This is a genomic window from Microbacterium sp. DWRC1-3, assembly GCF_049896645.1.
In the GTDB taxonomy this organism is placed as follows: Bacteria; Actinomycetota; Actinomycetes; order Actinomycetales; family Microbacteriaceae; genus Microbacterium; species Microbacterium maritypicum.
Map to the genome: position 1 here is coordinate 511736 of NZ_JAFCUS010000001.1, position 16405 is coordinate 528140.

At 67.6% G+C, this 16405-nt stretch carries 12 protein-coding genes; 7 read left to right on the top strand and 5 right to left on the bottom strand.

What is annotated here, in order from left to right; all coding sequences use genetic code 11:
* Positions 1-12 precede the first annotated feature (12 nt).
* The 4 genes from gltB to ACP699_RS02485 all read left to right on the top strand — a co-directional run bounded on the left by gltB (position 13) and on the right by ACP699_RS02485 (position 8268).
* Positions 13-4536, top strand: a complete 4524-nt coding sequence (gene gltB, locus ACP699_RS02470; protein WP_157535620.1) for a glutamate synthase large subunit — start codon at positions 13-15, stop codon at positions 4534-4536.
* The gene (locus tag ACP699_RS02475; protein WP_017830584.1) at positions 4529-5995 is read left to right on the top strand and encodes a glutamate synthase subunit beta; all 1467 of its coding nucleotides are present in this window, start codon (positions 4529-4531) and stop codon (positions 5993-5995) included. The genes gltB and ACP699_RS02475 overlap by 8 nt, the downstream gene beginning before the upstream one ends.
* A gap of 58 nt (positions 5996-6053) precedes the next feature.
* On the top strand, positions 6054-7502 hold the full coding sequence (gene pyk, locus ACP699_RS02480) for a pyruvate kinase (RefSeq protein WP_055868164.1): 1449 nt from the start codon (positions 6054-6056) through the stop codon (positions 7500-7502).
* A 79-nt stretch (positions 7503-7581) separates the two neighbouring features.
* The gene (locus ACP699_RS02485) at positions 7582-8268 is read left to right on the top strand and encodes an esterase/lipase family protein (protein WP_426168900.1); all 687 of its coding nucleotides are present in this window, start codon (positions 7582-7584) and stop codon (positions 8266-8268) included.
* 3 nt (positions 8269-8271) lie between these two features.
* Here ACP699_RS02485 and ACP699_RS02490 read toward each other — a convergent pair whose 3' ends face one another.
* The gene (locus tag ACP699_RS02490) at positions 8272-9531 is read right to left on the bottom strand and encodes an alpha/beta fold hydrolase (RefSeq protein ID WP_426168903.1); all 1260 of its coding nucleotides are present in this window, start codon (positions 9529-9531) and stop codon (positions 8272-8274) included.
* 156 nt (positions 9532-9687) lie between these two features.
* Between ACP699_RS02490 and ACP699_RS02495 the strand changes: the two genes are divergently transcribed.
* On the top strand, positions 9688-10158 hold the full coding sequence (locus ACP699_RS02495) for a hypothetical protein (protein WP_426168906.1): 471 nt from the start codon (positions 9688-9690) through the stop codon (positions 10156-10158).
* 101 nt (positions 10159-10259) lie between these two features.
* On the opposite strand, the gene ACP699_RS02500 is transcribed toward ACP699_RS02495, so the two are convergent.
* Complete coding sequence (locus ACP699_RS02500) at positions 10260-10721, bottom strand: universal stress protein (protein WP_426168909.1); 462 nt, start codon at positions 10719-10721, stop codon at positions 10260-10262.
* A 205-nt stretch (positions 10722-10926) separates the two neighbouring features.
* On the opposite strand from ACP699_RS02500, the gene ACP699_RS02505 reads away from it, so the two are divergent.
* On the top strand, positions 10927-13413 hold the full coding sequence (locus ACP699_RS02505) for a phosphoketolase family protein (protein WP_426168912.1): 2487 nt from the start codon (positions 10927-10929) through the stop codon (positions 13411-13413).
* Between the two features lie 4 nt (positions 13414-13417).
* A complete protein-coding gene (locus tag ACP699_RS02510; RefSeq protein WP_302792219.1) occupies positions 13418-14086 on the top strand; it encodes a BON domain-containing protein in 669 nt (222 codons plus the stop codon).
* Here ACP699_RS02510 and ACP699_RS02515 read toward each other — a convergent pair.
* The 3 genes from ACP699_RS02515 to ACP699_RS02525 all read right to left on the bottom strand — a co-directional run bounded on the left by ACP699_RS02515 (position 14080) and on the right by ACP699_RS02525 (position 16333).
* On the bottom strand, positions 14080-14751 hold the full coding sequence (locus ACP699_RS02515) for a response regulator (protein ID WP_288967612.1): 672 nt from the start codon (positions 14749-14751) through the stop codon (positions 14080-14082). The two genes, ACP699_RS02510 and ACP699_RS02515, sit on opposite strands and share 7 nt — an antisense overlap.
* A gap of 267 nt (positions 14752-15018) precedes the next feature.
* Entirely contained in the window at positions 15019-15510 is a 492-nt protein-coding gene (locus ACP699_RS02520) for a universal stress protein (RefSeq protein WP_302792222.1), read from the bottom strand.
* 64 nt (positions 15511-15574) lie between these two features.
* Positions 15575-16333, bottom strand: coding sequence for a universal stress protein (locus ACP699_RS02525; RefSeq protein WP_426168919.1), 759 nt, complete (start codon positions 16331-16333; stop codon positions 15575-15577).
* Positions 16334-16405: the final 72 nt, after the last annotated feature.

A 16405-nucleotide genomic window follows, 5' to 3' on the forward strand; every position in this document is an offset into this window, starting at 1 on the left:
CCGAAGCAGGGCATGTACAACCCGGCGTTCGAGAAAGACGCCTGCGGCCTCGCCATGGTCGCGACACTGCGCGGCGAAGCCGGGCACGACATCATCGCGTTGGCCCTCGAGGCCCTGCGCAACCTGGAGCACCGCGGAGCCATCGGCTCGGATGCGGGCACCGGGGACGGCGCCGGCATCCTGACGCAGATGCCCGATGCATTCCTCCGCGACGTCGTCGGCTTCGAACTGCCGCCCGTGGGGGAGTACGCCGCAGGACTGGCGTTCCTGCCTCGCGATTCGAGCGAGCGCCGCCAGCAGAAGGCCGGGATCGAGAAGATCGCCCGTTCCGAGGGACTCCGCGTCCTCGGCTGGCGCGACGTCCCCACCGCCAACGAGAACCTCGGCAAGCTCGCCGACGAGGCGCGTCCCGCTTTCGAGCAGCTCTTCGTGAGCGCCGGAGGGGCGACGCATACCGATGCCCCCCTCACGGGCATCGCCCTCGACCGGGTCGCCTACCGTCTGCGCAAGCGCGCCGGGCATGAACTCGGCGCCTACTTCGTCTCGCTCTCGGCCCGCACACTCGGGTACAAGGGCATGGTCACGACGCTGCAGCTCGAGCCGTTCTATCCCGACCTGCAGGATGAGCGCTTCGCCTCCGAGCTCGCGGTCGTGCACTCGCGCTACTCCACCAACACCTTCCCGTCGTGGCCGCTCGCCCAGCCGCTGCGCATGCTCGCCCACAACGGCGAGATCAACACGGTCGGCGGCAACCGCAACTGGATGCGCGCCCGCCAGTCGCAGCTCGAGTCCGAGCTCCTCGGCGACATCACGCCGCTGCTGCCGATCTGCACCGACGGCGCCAGTGACTCCGCCTCGTTCGACGAGGTGCTCGAACTGCTCACCCTCACCGGACGCAGCCTCCCGCACGCCATCATGATGATGGTGCCGGAGGCGTACGAGAAGCAGGCCGACATCACGCCGGAGCTGCGCTCGTTCTACGAGTACCACTCCAACCAGATGGAGCCGTGGGACGGTCCGGCAGCGCTCATCTTCACCGATGGCACGCTCGTCGGCGCGACCCTCGATCGCAACGGCCTGCGTCCTGGACGCTGGACGGAGACGACCGACGGTCTGGTCGTGATCGGCTCCGAGACCGGTGTGCTCCAGTTCGAGCCTGAACGCATCAAGCGTCGCGGTCGCCTGCAGCCGGGCAAGATGTTCCTCGTCGACACCTCGCAGCGTCGCATCATCGAGGACAGCGAGATCAAGCACGACCTCGCCACCATGCACCCGTGGCAGGAATGGCTGGATGCCGGCGCCGTCCGGCTCGCCGAGCTGCCCGAACGCGAGCACATCGTGCACCCGCCGGCATCGATCACCCGTCGACAGCGCACCTTCGGATACACCGAGGAAGAAGTCCGCATCCTCCTCACGCCCATGGGGCAGACCGGTGTCGAGCCGCTCGGCGCCATGGGGTCGGACACGCCGATCGCGGTGCTCAGCAAGCGTCCTCGCCTGCTGTTCGACTACTTCACGCAGCAGTTCGCGCAGGTGACGAACCCGCCGCTCGACTCGATCCGTGAAGAGGTCGTCACGAGCCTCAAGCTGGGCCTCGGTCCGGAGAGCAACCTGCTCTCCTGGGGACCGGAGCACACCCGCACCGTCTCGCTCGACTTCCCGGTGATCGACAACGACGAGCTCGCGAAGATCCGCCACATCGACAAGGCGATGCCGGGTCGGTCGAGCGCGACCATCCGTGGCCTCTACCACTTCGACGCGGGTCCCCAGACTCTGCAGGACCGTCTCACCGAGATGTGCGCCGAGGTCGACGAGGCGATCGAGAACGGCGCCGAGTTCATCATCCTGTCGGACCGCGACTCGAACAAGGACCTGACGCCGATCCCGTCCCTGCTCATGGTCTCGGCGATCCACCACCACCTCATCCGCCGCGAGAACCGCATGAAGGTCGGGCTCATCGTGGAAGCCGGAGACGTGCGCGAGGTGCACCACGTCGCGACGCTGATCGGCTACGGAGCCTCCGCCGTCAACCCGTACCTCGCGATGGAGACGGTCGAGCACCTCGTGCGCACCGGCTACATCACCGGCATCACGCCCGAGAAGGCGGTCAAGAACCTGATCTACGCGCTGGGCAAGGGCGTGCTCAAGATCATGTCGAAGATGGGCATCTCCACGGTGTCGTCCTACGCGGGCGCCCAGGTGTTCGAGGCTGTCGGCCTCAGCCAGGAGTTCATCGACGCGTACTTCACCCGCACCGAGTCCAAGCTCGGCGGGATCGGCATCGAGGAGATCTTCGCCGAGAACCAGGCACGGCACGACTACGCCTACCCGGAAGATGCCGCGGCCCGCGCGCACGAGCGACTGTGGACCGGTGGTGAGTACCAGTGGCGCCGCGACGGCTCTCCGCACCTGTTCAACCCGGAGACGGTGTTCAAGCTGCAGCACTCGACCCGCACACGGCGCTACGACATCTTCCGCGAGTACACGAAGCTCGTCGACGAGCAGGCGGCCGAGCTCAAGACGTTGCGTGGACTCTTCAGCCTGCGCACCGGCACCCGCAAGCCCGTGCCGCTGGACGAGGTCGAACCGGTCTCCGCCATCGTGAAGCGCTTCTCCACGGGTGCGATGAGCTACGGCTCGATCTCCCGTGAAGCGCACGAGACGCTCGCGATCGCGATGAACAGCATCGGTGCGAAGTCGAACACCGGTGAAGGCGGCGAGGACCCGGACCGTCTCGTCGACCCCGAGCGTCGCAGCGCGATCAAGCAGGTCGCCTCGGGTCGCTTCGGCGTCACGAGCCTGTACCTGACCGAGGCGGACGACATCCAGATCAAGCTCGCCCAGGGCGCCAAGCCCGGTGAGGGTGGTCAGCTGCCGCCGACCAAGGTCTACCCCTGGGTCGCGCGCACCCGTCACGCGACGGCCGGTGTGGGACTGATCTCGCCGCCGCCGCACCACGACATCTACTCGATCGAAGACCTCAAGCAGCTCATCTTCGACCTGAAGCGGGCGAATCCCGAAGCACGCATCCACACCAAACTGGTGAGCCAGTCGGGAATCGGCGCGGTGTCGGCAGGTGTCGCCAAGGCGCTGAGCGACGTCATCCTGGTCTCCGGCCACGACGGCGGGACGGGTGCGAGCCCGTTGAACTCGCTCAAGCACGCGGGCACGCCCTGGGAGCTCGGTCTCGCCGAGACGCAGCAGACCCTCATGCTCAACGGGATGCGCGACCGCGTCGTGGTCCAGGTCGACGGTCAGCTCAAGACCGGTCGCGACGTCATCATCGGAGCACTCCTGGGCGCGGAGGAGTTCGGTTTCGCCACCGCTCCGCTCGTGGTCAGCGGCTGCATCATGATGCGGGTGTGCCACCTCGACACCTGCCCGGTCGGCGTAGCCACGCAGAACCCGGTTCTGCGTGAGCGCTTCACGGGCAAGCCCGAGTTCGTCGTCAACTTCATGGAGTTCATCGCGGAGGAAGTGCGCGAACTCCTCGCCGAGCTCGGCTACCGCTCGCTCGACGAGATCATCGGTCGCGCCGAGCTCATCGAGGTCAACGCCGCGGTGGAGCATTGGAAGGCCGAGGGCCTCGACCTCACTCCCGTGCTCGAAGGCCCCGTCTTCCCGGCGGGCGAGCCTCGCCGCAGCGGTCGCGCGCAGGATCACGAGCTCGAGAAGCACTTCGACGTGCAGCTGATCGACATCGCGAAGGGGGCGCTGCTCAATGGCGAACCCGTCGTGGTGGAGCTGCCCATCGCCAACACCGAACGCGCGGTCGGAACGATGCTGGGTCACCAGGTGACCTCTCGGCACGGTGCCGCTGGTCTGCCGCAGGGCACGATCGACGTCACCCTGCACGGCACCGCGGGACAGTCGCTCGGGGCGTTCCTGCCGCCGGGGATCGTGCTGCGGCTGGAAGGTGATGCGAACGACTACGTCGGCAAGGGCCTGTCGGGCGGTGACATCACCATCCGTCCGCCGCGCGGCTCCGCCATCGCACCCCATGAGAACGTCATCGCCGGCAACGTGATCGGCTACGGCGCGACCTCGGGGACGATGTTCATCTCCGGTGTCGTCGGCGAGCGGTTCCTGGTGCGCAACTCCGGCGCGACCGCCGTCGTCGAGGGCGTGGGCGACCATGCACTCGAATACATGACCGGTGGCCTGGCCGTGATCCTCGGTTCGACCGGTCGGAACTTCGGCGCCGGCATGTCCGGGGGAGTGGCGTACGTGCACGCGCTCGACACGAGCAAGGTCAACGCCCAGTCGCTGGGCAGCGGAGAGCTGCTGCTCGAGCCGCTGGACCGCGCGGATCTCGAAGTGCTGCGCAGCCTGCTCGTCGCACACATCGAGCGCACCGCGTCTCCGCGGGCGTCCGCGCTTCTCGAGAGTTTCGAAGAGGCCGCGGCAGAGTTCGTCAAGGTGCTGCCTCGCGACTTCGCCGCGGTGCGGAGCATGCGCGAGGAGGCGCTGGCCGAGGGGATCGACCCCGACGGCGACATCGTGTGGAACCGCATCCTGGAGGTGACCGGTGGCTGACCCCAAAGGCTTTCTGAAGGTGACCGAGCGGGAGCTTCCCGCACGGCGTCCCGTGCCCGTGCGCATCATGGACTGGAAAGAGGTCTACGAGCCCGGAGACACGCAGGTCCTCCGCCGTCAGGCCGGGCGCTGCATGGACTGCGGTGTGCCGTTCTGCCACCAGGGCTGCCCGCTCGGCAACCTGATTCCGGAGTGGAACGATCTGACGTGGCGCGGCGAGGGTCGCGCGGCGATCGAGCGCCTGCACGCGACGAACAACTTCCCGGAGTTCACGGGCCGGCTGTGCCCCGCACCCTGCGAGAGCTCGTGCGTGCTCGGCATCAACCAGCCTGCGGTGACGATCAAGCAGATCGAGGTCTCCATCATCGACGAGGCCTTCGCGAAGGGCTGGGTCGAGCCCGAGCCGCCCGAGCGCCTCACCGGCAAGACGGTCGCCGTGGTCGGATCAGGGCCCGCGGGCCTCGCCGCCGCACAGCAGCTGACCCGGGCCGGGCACACCGTCGCGGTCTTCGAGCGTGACGATCGCATCGGCGGTCTGCTGCGCTACGGCATCCCGGACTTCAAGATGGAGAAGACGCAGCTCGAGTCGCGCCTGCGTCAGATGCAGGAGGAAGGCACCCGCTTCCGTGCGGGTGTCGAGATCGGCAAGGACATCTCCTGGCCCGACCTCCGCGCCCGCTACGATGCCGTCGTCATCGCGACCGGATCGACCGTGCCGCGTGATCTCGCGATCCCCGGACGCGACCTCGACGGCGTGCACTTCGCCATGGAGTACCTCGTGGAGTCGAACCACGCGGTCGCCGGAGACAAGGTCACCGACCAGATCAGCGCCGAGGGCAAGCACGTCATCGTGATCGGCGGCGGAGACACCGGTGCGGACTGCATCGGCACCGCTCACCGTCAGGGCGCGCTCAGCGTGACCAACCTCGCGATCGGCAAGCAGCCAGGCGACACGCGTCCCGACCACCAGCCGTGGCCGATGATGCCGACCGTCTTCGAGGTCTCCTCCGCGCACGAGGAAGGCGGTGAGCGGGTCTTCCTCGCATCGACCGTCGAGTTCCTCGGGAACGAGGTCGGCGAGGTCCGCGCGCTGCGTGTGGCCGAGACGGAGTACATCGACGGGCGCCGTGTGCCCAAGAGCGGCACCGAGCGGGAGATCCCGGCGGATCTGATCCTGATCGCGATGGGGTTCACCGGACCGGAGCAGGGCGGGTACACCGACGACACGCTTCCGCAGGTGACCGAGCGCGGTGCCTTCGGGCGCGACTCGTCGTACGAGTCGACGGTTCCCGGCGTGTTCGTCGCCGGCGACGCAGGCCGCGGACAGTCGCTCATCGTATGGGCCATCGCCGAGGGCCGTGCAGCGGCCGCGAACGTCGACCGATTCCTCATGGGCAGCACCGTGCTGCCCGAGCCGGTGCGTCCGAGCGATGTCGCGATCGGTCTCCAGCCCGCGTAGGCTGAGGCCGGCACCGTCGCCTGATTTACCTTCCCCCACTTCTACCCTGGAGAAATCTTTGAGACGCGCGAAAATCGTCGCCACCCTGGGCCCCGCCACCTCCACCTATGAGACGGTGCGCGCACTGATCGATGCGGGGGTGGATGTCGCTCGACTGAACCTCAGCCACGGTGACTACTCCGTGCACGAGAACAACTACGCCAACGTGCGTCGTGCCGCAGAGGACGCCGGTCGTCCGGTCGCCATCCTCGTCGACCTCCAGGGGCCGAAGATCCGTCTCGGCAAGTTCGAGAACGGCCCTTACGAGCTCGCCAAGGGCGACATCTTCAAGATCACCACCGAAGACATCATCGGCAACAAGGACATCTGCGGTACAACCTTCAAGGGTCTCCCGCAGGACGTCAAGCCCGGTGACTTCCTCCTCATCGACGACGGCAAGGTGCGCGTCGAGGTCGTCGAGACCGACGGTGTCACGGTCACCACCAAGGTGATCGTCGCCGGGGCCGTCTCGAACAACAAGGGCATCAACCTGCCCGGCGTCGCCGTCAACGTCCCCGCGCTGAGCGAGAAGGACGAGGACGACCTGCGTTGGGGTCTGCGCATCGGCGCCGACCTGATCGCCCTGTCGTTCGTCCGCAACGCCGACGACGTCACCCGTGTGCACGAGATCATGGCGGAAGAGGGCGTCCGCGTGCCCGTCATCGCCAAGGTCGAGAAGCCGCAGGCCGTCGACGCGCTCGAGGAGATCGTCGACGCCTTCGACTCGATCATGGTCGCCCGTGGCGACCTGGGCGTCGAGCTTCCGCTCGAGGCCGTGCCGATCGTGCAGAAGCGTGCGGTCGAGATCGCACGTCGCATGGCCAAGCCGGTCATCGTCGCGACGCAGATGCTCGAGTCGATGATCAACAGCCCCGTTCCGACGCGCGCCGAGACCTCGGATGTCGCGAATGCGGTGCTCGACGGTGCAGACGCCGTCATGCTCTCCGGTGAGACGAGCGTCGGCGACTACCCCGTCGTGGTCGTGGAGACCATGGCTCGCATCATCGAGTCGACCGAGGAGCACGGCCTGGAGCGCATCGCGCCCCTCACGACCAAGCCCCGCACGCAGGGTGGCGCGATCACCCTCGCCGCTCTCGAGGTCGCCGAGTTCGTCGACGCGAAGTTCCTCTGCGTGTTCACGCAGTCCGGTGACTCGGCACGACGCCTGTCGCGTCTGCGCTCGCGCATCCCGATGATCGCCTTCACGCCGGAGCCGGGTATCCGCCGCCGCATGGCGCTGACGTGGGGCATCCGCTCGACGCTGGTCGACATGGTGCAGCACACCGACCTGATGTATCACCAGGTCGACGAGTACCTGCTCGGCAACGGTCTCGCCGAGGAAGGGGACAAGGTCGTCGTGATCTCCGGTTCCCCTCCCGGAATCGTCGGATCGACGAACGACCTTCGTGTGCACAAGGTCGGCGATGCGATCCGCGGTGCCGCCCCCATCTACAAGGCCGGCGTCTGACGGACAGCATCCAGAGGGGGCGGGACTTCGGTCCCGCCCCCTCTGTCATATGCGTCAGGTAGTTTTCACTCATGGAGCCGTGCCGTCGTCCGAGGAGCACATCATCGGCGTGCTGAGGAACGCCGGGTGGTGGGTCGCCGACTACGTCTACGCGGGGTACTGGCAGGTGCGTGCGCTGTTCGACCGCACCGATCCGGCCTCCTTCGCATCCGGGCGCGCCGCCCACATCGTCGTGCTCCCCGGTGTGTACGAGACCTGGAGGTTCCTGCAACCGCTCGTCGTGGCGATGCATCGGCGCGGGCACCCCGTCCACATCGTCGACGCGCTCCGCCGCAATCAGCAGCCGGTGGTCGACCTGGCCGCCGATGTGACGGCCTTCCTCGACGAGCATGACCTCACCGATGTGATCCTCGTCGCCCACAGCAAGGGCGGCCTCGCAGGGAAACTCGTCATGACCGGCCCGGCGGGAGAGCGGGTGCGGTCGATGCTCGCGGTCGCGACACCGTTCGGCGGATCTCGCTACGCCCGCCGCATACTGTCACGCACTCTGCGGGAGTTCTCTCCGGAAGCCCCATCGATCGTGAGTCTCGCACGGCAGCTGAGCGTGAACGAGCGGATCGTCTCGGTCTACGCGGGGTTCGATCCGCACATCCCGGAGGGGAGTGAGCTCGCCGGCGCCAAGAACGTCCGCCTCGAGACGGGCGGACACTTCCGGATCCTCGCCCACCCGCGGGTTCTGGCAGAGCTCGTGGTCCTGGCGGAGTAGCGCTCAGTCGCAGCCGTCGGCAGCGGGGCGGCCTCCACCGAGCGTCGGGAGCCACAGGAGCAGATCCGGCAGCGCGGCGTAGGCGGCGAGGCCGTGGGTGACATCCGGATAGCGGTGGAAGGTGACATCCGTGTTCTGCGTGCAGAGCAGCTTCACGTAGCCCTCGGTCGCGCTCGGGAGCACGAGCTCGTCGGCTTCTCCCTGACCGACGAAAACCGGCACCCTGAGAGGGCTGTTTCCCGCACTGTTCTCCTGGAGCATCGTCTGCCAGGGCTCTGTCGTCGCAGGGTCGCTTCGCACGTAGCGACCGACGAGCGGGTCGGCGATCGCGTGGATCTGCGCGTTCTGGGTGAGCAGGCACAGGGCGGCCATGTCGGGGGTCGCCGACAGCCCGGCGGGCGTGAGCACGTCGGTGATCGCCTCGGAGCCGTACTGCTCTGCGTAGGCGGCTTCGTAGGCCGGGATGGCGAAGGAGGCGATGGTGACGCCCGAGAGGTTGACGATGTCGTCGGTCATCAACGCGTTCAGATTCGCCGCCGGCGCCGCCACCGCGACGCCCTCGATCGTGAGCTCGTGCGCGTACTCCGCCGCGCGCTCCGCCGCGAACAGAACGGCCTGGCCTCCCTGCGAATGTCCCCACAGCACGACCCTGCCGCTCACCCCTGCGCCGTCGATGCGGCGTGCTGCGCGCACGATGTCCAGCACGCTGTTGGATTCGGGAATGCCCAGCAGATACGACGAGGCGCCTTCGATCCCGAGGCCGGGATAGTCGGTGGCGGCGATGGCGTACCCCTCGGCGAGCAGCTCGTGCATCCCCTCGATGTACTCGAACGGGTCCATCCCGAGCGACGGTGCGCACCGTGTGGCCGCCCCCGTGGTGGGATGGCCCCAGGACACGATCGTGCGTCCGCCGTCGGGAACCGGCCCGTTCGGGACGATCACGACGCCGGACACCGGGATATCCGCGCCCGCCTGATCGCGCGAGTGGTAGATCACACGCCACGCGCTGGTGCCGACGGGAGCGCTTTCGATCGGTGCGATGCGGATGATCTCGCCCGGATCGTCGCGGGGCAGGGGAGTGGGAAGCGCATAGAAGGCCGGATCCGTCCGCGCATCCTCCTGTTCGGCCAGCGTTCGGCGGGTGACCTCGATCGCGACGAGCACGAGCACCACGATCACGAGGGCGCCGATCAGGATGAGGGCGCGGCGTCGGCGCCGCGGGCGCGTGGCATGCGCGGCCGGCAGACCGTCACCGTTGTGCATAAGGACTTTCTAGCGCACGCAGCGAAAGAGCACGAGGAGGGTCCCGTTACGATGGCGCTCATGACGCCAACGGTCCCGAGAACCCGACGGTCGTCGTTGCGGCCCACGGTCATCGGGTGGGTGGCATGGTGCCTCTTCATCCTGAGCGTCTTCGTGGTGTCAACGAATGCAGGGCGTGACCGCTACACAGGGGTCTGTCCTGGACCGGGCGAGGGCGGACGTGATGGGGTCTTCGAGCTGTTCCCGTTCGCGCAGACGTGTGTGGTGCGCGGTGTCTTCGCTCCTGTCACGGTGGCCGCCGTGATCCAGACCGTCGTCGTGTACGTGTCGCTGCTCGTGGCCCTCGTCGCGACCGTGCGCCTGCTGACCGTGGGGCGCTTCCGAGAGCTACCTCGCGGCGCGACGCTCCTGATCACCGCCCAAGCAGCCGGAATCCTCCTCACCGGAGCGATGCTCCTCGTCCAGCTGGACTCCGCTCTCCAGCCGCCAGGAGCGGGTGGCGTCAACGTCGGACTCGTCTGGGGTGCAGCGGTCGCCCTGGGGCTGGCCGCCGCGGTCACCGTGATCGTCTTCGTCTTCGTGTCGCTCGTGAACCTCGGACGAGCGCACTCGGAGGTGCGACGGTAGTCGGAGTCAGAGGCCAGAGCGGTCGTCGGCACGCAGATGTCCGTCGGCACCGGCGGGCGAGTTCGGCTTCGTCGTCCTGGCGTCGAGAGGGTCTCTCGGGATCAGAGTCGAGTGTGGTCGCCGTCTGCGGCTGCGATCTTCGGCGTGTGGACGATCAGGACGGGACAGTGCGCGTGTTCCGCGCATGCGGCGCTGACCGATCCCAGGAGCAATCCGGCGAACCCTCCGTGACCGCGACTGCCCAGCACGAGCATGTAGCAGTTCTCGCTCAGTCCGATGAGCGTTCGTGCAGGAGCACCGAGCAGGGTCCGCTGGGTCAGTCCGGCGGGTGGTCGTCCGCCGAAGGCCTTCCGGATGCTCTCACCGAGAATCTCCTCGGCGTCCTGTTCGGGCGACCACTCGATGGCCGCATAGGGATCGATGGGTGGTGCGGTCCATGTGGTGACGACGTGCAGAGGTCTGTTCAGGGCGTCTGCCAGGGGAGCGGCGTAGCGCAGCGCTTCGACGGATGACGCCGAGCCATCGACGCCCACGATGATGCGGTCGGTCCGTGTGGTCTCCATCCCCCCACGATCGCGGGTCCGGTGCGCGATCCCCGGGACGAAGGTCACACCGACCTGACTCCAGAGGTCGTCTGGCGAAAGGGTCTGCGGCGAACGCCGTCCGAGGGTCTCGTGGACCGGCTCGGGACCTTCGGCACTGGAGGGCCCGAGCGAACGGAGATGTACTCGTGCTCATGACGCGAACCCCCTTCCGAGACGAAACGCGATGAGTGCGTCCGGAGCCCTCAGCTGGCCGAGCGTCGAGCTGACCGAACCGTCACCCCCGACGCTGGAGGCTCTGAACGCCTGGTGGCGTGCAGCGAACTACCTGTCGGTGGGGCAGATCTACCTGCTCGACAACCCTCTGCTGCGCGAGCCGCTCACCCGCGACCACATCAAGCCGCGACTGCTCGGCCACTGGGGGACCACGCCCGGCCTCAACTTCATCTACGCCCACCTGAACCGCGTCATCCGGGAGCGTGCGCTCGATGTCCTCTTCGTCGCCGGGCCGGGTCACGGAGGGCCCGGGATGGTCGCCAACGCCTACCTGGACGGCACATACAGCGAGGTGTACGACGCGATCCCTCGCACCGAGAAAGGCGTCCGCGCGCTGTTCCGCCAGTTCTCCTTCCCCGGGGGGATTCCCAGCCACGTGGCACCGGAGACCCCGGGGTCGATCCACGAGGGTGGCGAGCTCGGCTACTCGCTGGCCCACGCCTACGGGGCCGCATTCGACAATCCGGACCTGCTGGTCGCCGCCGTCGTCGGCGACGGCGAAGCCGAGACCGGGCCCCTGGCGACCGGATGGCACTCGAACAAGTTCCTCGATCCCCAGCACGACGGGGTGGTGCTGCCGATCCTGCACCTGAACGGCTACAAGATCGCCAACCCGACCGTGCTCGCCCGCATCCCCGAAGAGGAGCTTCTGCAGTTGATGCGCGGGTACGGGCACACGCCGTACCTCGTCTCCGGAGGCTTCGACGGTGAGGATCCCCTCGAAGTCCACAGACGATTCGCGCACACCCTGGATCAGGTGCTCAACCAGATCGCGCAGATCAAGGCGGATGCGGCGTCGGGCGCGCTCAACGCCCGTCCCGCCTGGCCGATGATCGTACTGCGCACACCCAAGGGGTGGACCTGCCCGAAGGTGATCGACGGACATCCGGCGGAGGACAACTGGCGTTCGCACCAGGTTCCCCTTCGGGACGCCCGCGACACGCTCGCGCACACCCAGCTGCTCGAGCACTGGATGCGCTCCTACCGGCCGGAGGAGCTGTTCGACGAGTCGGGTTCGATCAGAGCGTCGGTGGCCGCTCTCGCGCCGGAGGGAGATGCGCGGATGAGTGCCAACCCCGTGGCGAACGGCGGCCTCCTGCGCAGAGACCTGGTTCTCCCGGACTTCCGCGACTACGCCGTCGATGTCCCGGCTCCGGGAGGGTCCGTCAGCGAGGCCACTCGCGTTCTCGGCACCTGGCTGCGCGATGTGATCGCGGCCAACCCGAAGGACTTCCGGATCTTCGGCCCCGACGAGACCGCCTCCAACCGTCTCGACGCCGTCTTCGAGGTCACGGACAAGCAGTGGAACGCCGCGCTGTGGCCGATCGATGACGACAACCACCTGGCCAGGGCCGGCCGCGTCGTCGAGATGCTCAGCGAACACCAATGTCAGGGGTGGCTCGAGGGCTACCTGCTGACGGGGCGCCATGGAGTCTTCAATTCCTACGAGGCGTTCGTGCACATCGTCGACTCGATGTTCAATCAGCACGCCAAATGGCTGAAGACCGCGAAGGGCATTCCCTGGCGCCGCCCGATCTCCTCACTGAACTACCTGCTCAGCTCACACGTCTGGCGTCAGGATCACAACGGGCTGTCGCACCAGGACCCGGGATTCATCGACCACGTGGTGAACAAGAAGGCGGATGTGGTGCGCGTCTACCTGCCCTTCGACGCCAACACGCTCCTGTCGACCTACGATCACTGTCTGCGTTCGGTGGACTACGTCAACGTCGTCGTCGCCGGCAAGCAGCCGGCGCCGAACTGGTTGACGATGTCGGAGGCCATCGAACACTGCACACGGGGGCTGGGCATCCTGGAATGGGCCGGGAACGAGCGGACGGATCAGGAACCGGACGTCGTCCTCGCGGCGGCGGGTGATGTCCCGACGCTGGAGGTCCTCGCCGCAGCAGCCATCATCCGTGAGCGCATGCCTCGATTGAGCGTCCGGGTCGTCAACGTGGTCGACCTGATGCGGCTCCAGAGCGAGGGCGAGCATCCGCACGGACTCAGCGACCGGGAGTACGATGCCGTCTTCACCGAGGACAGGCCTGTGATCTTCGCCTACCACGGCTACCCGTGGCTCATCCACCGCCTCACGTATCGGCGGCACGGACACGACAACCTCCATGTGCGCGGCTACATCGAGGAGGGCACCACGACGACACCGTTCGACATGGTCATGATGAACGACATGGACCGGTTCCACCTCGTGATCGACGTGATCGACCGGGTGCCCGGCCTCGCCTCCACGCACGCGGTGCTGCGACAGGAAATGCAGGATGCGCGGCTTCGTGCGCGGACCTACACGCGCGCGCACGGCGAAGATGCGCCTGAGATCGCGTGGTGGACCTGGAACAGCGCCCCCACCCCGAACGGCGGTGACCGCGGGATCTCTGCGCCTTCCGTCGAACCCGAGCACCACGATCAGAAGGAGTAGCACCATGACATCCACCACCCGCATCGATGACGAAGACCTCCAGCGAGCGGTCCAGCAGGAACTGGAGTGGACCCCCGATGTCGACAGCGCGGGGATCGGCGTCGCGGTCGAAGACGGCACAGTGGCCCTCTCCGGTGAAGTCGACAGCCACACCGAGCGCCTGGCGGCACGACACGCCGCCCTGCGCGTGCGCGGCGTGAATGCCGTCATCGACCACCTCGGCTTGCCGTCGTCGCCGGACGAACACATGGCCGACACCGCCGTCGCGGAGGAGGTGGAGCACGCTCTTCGCGCTGCCGCTGACGTCCCTCCCGGCGTGAAGGCGGTGATCGAGGGCGGCGACGTCAGCCTCATGGGGGAGGTGGACTGGGACTACGAGCGGCGCGCCGCGAAGCGCGCGGTGCAGCATCTGAAAGGTGTGCGGACCGTGAACAGCATGATCACGCTCACCGCCCGGCCCTCGGCGGCGGATGCAGAGGAACGCATCCGCGGCGCGATCAGGCGCAACGCGCTCGTCGACGCGCACACGATCGAGGTCGCGGTCTCGGGCACCTCGGTCATGCTCACCGGCACCGTCCGATCATGGGCGGAGAAGAACCAGGCCGTGGAAGCGGCCTGGGCCTCTCCGCATGTGACCGAGGTCGACAACCGCATCGTCGTCCGCCCTTATTGACGAGGTGGCGCCGACGGCGCACCGGGAGAGCCGATTCCAGCCGTCCGCTCCGTTTCGAGCACGGCCGCCTGTGTCCGGCGCTCCAGCCCGAGCTTGCTGAGCACGGAGGAGACGTAGTTCTTCACCGTCTTCTCTGCGAGCCCGAGACGGTCACCGATCTGAGCGTTGGTCAGTCCTTCGGCGATCAGCGCGAGCGTCTGCTTCTCGCGCAGGTTGAGCGATCCGTAACGAGGGTCCTCCGTGCGGGCGTCGCGCACGCGATGGGTGATGCGGCGTACCATCGAGGGATTCAGCAGCGACTCTCCGTCGGCCACGGCGCAGACGGCACGCACGAGTTCGTCGGTGTGCAGACTCTTCAATAGGTAGCCGGAGGCATCGCCCATGACGGCGGCGACGAGCGCGTCGTCATCGTCGAACGCGGTCAGGATCAGGCATCGCACGCTCGGATGGGCTTGGCGGATGTGGCGGCACAGATCGATACCGCTGCCGTCAGGGAGATGCACGTCCAGGACGGCGACGTCCGGGAGCGTCTCGGCGATCCGGATGACCGCCTCGCTACAGGTCGATGCTTCCCCGACCACCGTCAGATCGGGGTGCGCGTCGAGGAGTCCGGCGATGCCGCGGCGCACGATCTCGTGATCGTCGACCAGGAACACTCGGTGCATTCGTCCCTCTCTTCGTTGTCGGGCGGTGGGGCGGCCATCAAGGCGGGTACGGACGTGCAGCTCACAGTACAGCTCGCGACTCGGACGGGAACAGGACTCGTCACGGGACCAAAGACCCACCGTGGGGCGGCCTTCGCGTCGTATCCTCGCCTTCTGGGAAAAAGAGGGGGGGAGTCGCCCGCATCGGGAGGGCCGCTCCGAGAAAAAGGGACAGGGGCCGCGCTCCAGGGGCAGTGCGGTTCCTCTCTCTTCTCGCTACCGTGACGATCAGCGCCGTCCAGGGGGAGTGGAGGCCCGAGGGGCTTCGGATGTGACAGCGGGCGGCATCGGTGTGTGGACGACGAGCACCGGACAGCGGGCGTGGGCCGCGCACGCCGCACTGACGGAGCCGAGGAGCAGCCCGGCGAATCCCCCATGTCCACGACTGCCGACGACGAGCATCGACGCCCGGTCGCTCTGTTCGATGAGCACCTCTGCGGCGCGGCCGGGAACGACCGATTGCGAGAAATGCTCCGGAGGCGATCCCTGGAACGCTGCACGCACGGTATCGAGGAGGCACCGCTGCGCATCCATCTTGGGAGACCATTCGGTGCCGGGATCGAACGGATCGAGCATCACCGGATACGTCCAGGTGGTCACCGCCGCGAGTGGGACATCGAGTGCAGCGGCGATGCGCGCCGCGTACGACAACGCCTCCACGGAGGCGGCGGAGCCATCGACGCCGACGACGATGGGGAGCGGCTCGACGATGTCTGTCATCCGTCCAGGATTCACCCCGCGGGAGCGGCTCGCAGAGGCGAACGTCCCACGGTGTGGTCTCGGCTCATCCCGAGTGGTGGGCCCGATCGCCGGGCACGATGAGGACGGGTGCGTTGATGTTGACGAGGACGTCCTGGACGACAGGTCCGAGGGAATGCTCGCTGCGATGCGCGTGCCCTGCGCCGATGACGACGAGTGCGGCATTCCGGGTGGCGTCCAACAGCGCTTCCGCCGGCGGCCGCACGGTCTCGCGCGTTCGCAGCGTGGCCCGAGGGTGCAGCCGTTGGACGAGAGCGGCCGCCTGCTCCAGCGCGGATGCCGACGTCTCCACGGGCGCCGGAACGATCCCGGAGAACGAGGAATGCACGACTTGCAGCGGCTCCCCGCGCTGTGCGGCCTCGTCGGATGCCGCGCGGACGACGGGATCGAGCAGGTCATCGGCCTTCACTCCGGCGACGACCCCTGAGCGGAAGCGCAGATCGAGGTGCGGCACGACCACGACGGCGCAGCGCGCCACCGCTGCGATGCGCAGACTCATGGTGCCGAAGACACGGCTGTGGATGAACCCCGTCTTGCCGGTGCTGATCACCAGGGCGTCATCATCCTGGAGGAAGCGGGCGAGCTGCTCCGGCACGGGCCCCCTCGGGAGTACGACGTCCGTCGTCCTGTGCGGTTCGGGGTGCGCGAAATCCGCATCGTCTCCGGTCGACACATGCACGCGGACGACCGGGACGCCGGCCGCGGCAGCATGCGACTCGGCCCACGCATGCGCCGTTTCCTCGCCACCGCGTCCCTTGAGCGCCAGGACATATCGTGCAGGCATTCGTGCGCTTCCTCTCTCGGTGGAATGCCATCGTCCGATGAGGGAGGTCGGGTCTGAAGAGTCGAAGGTCCC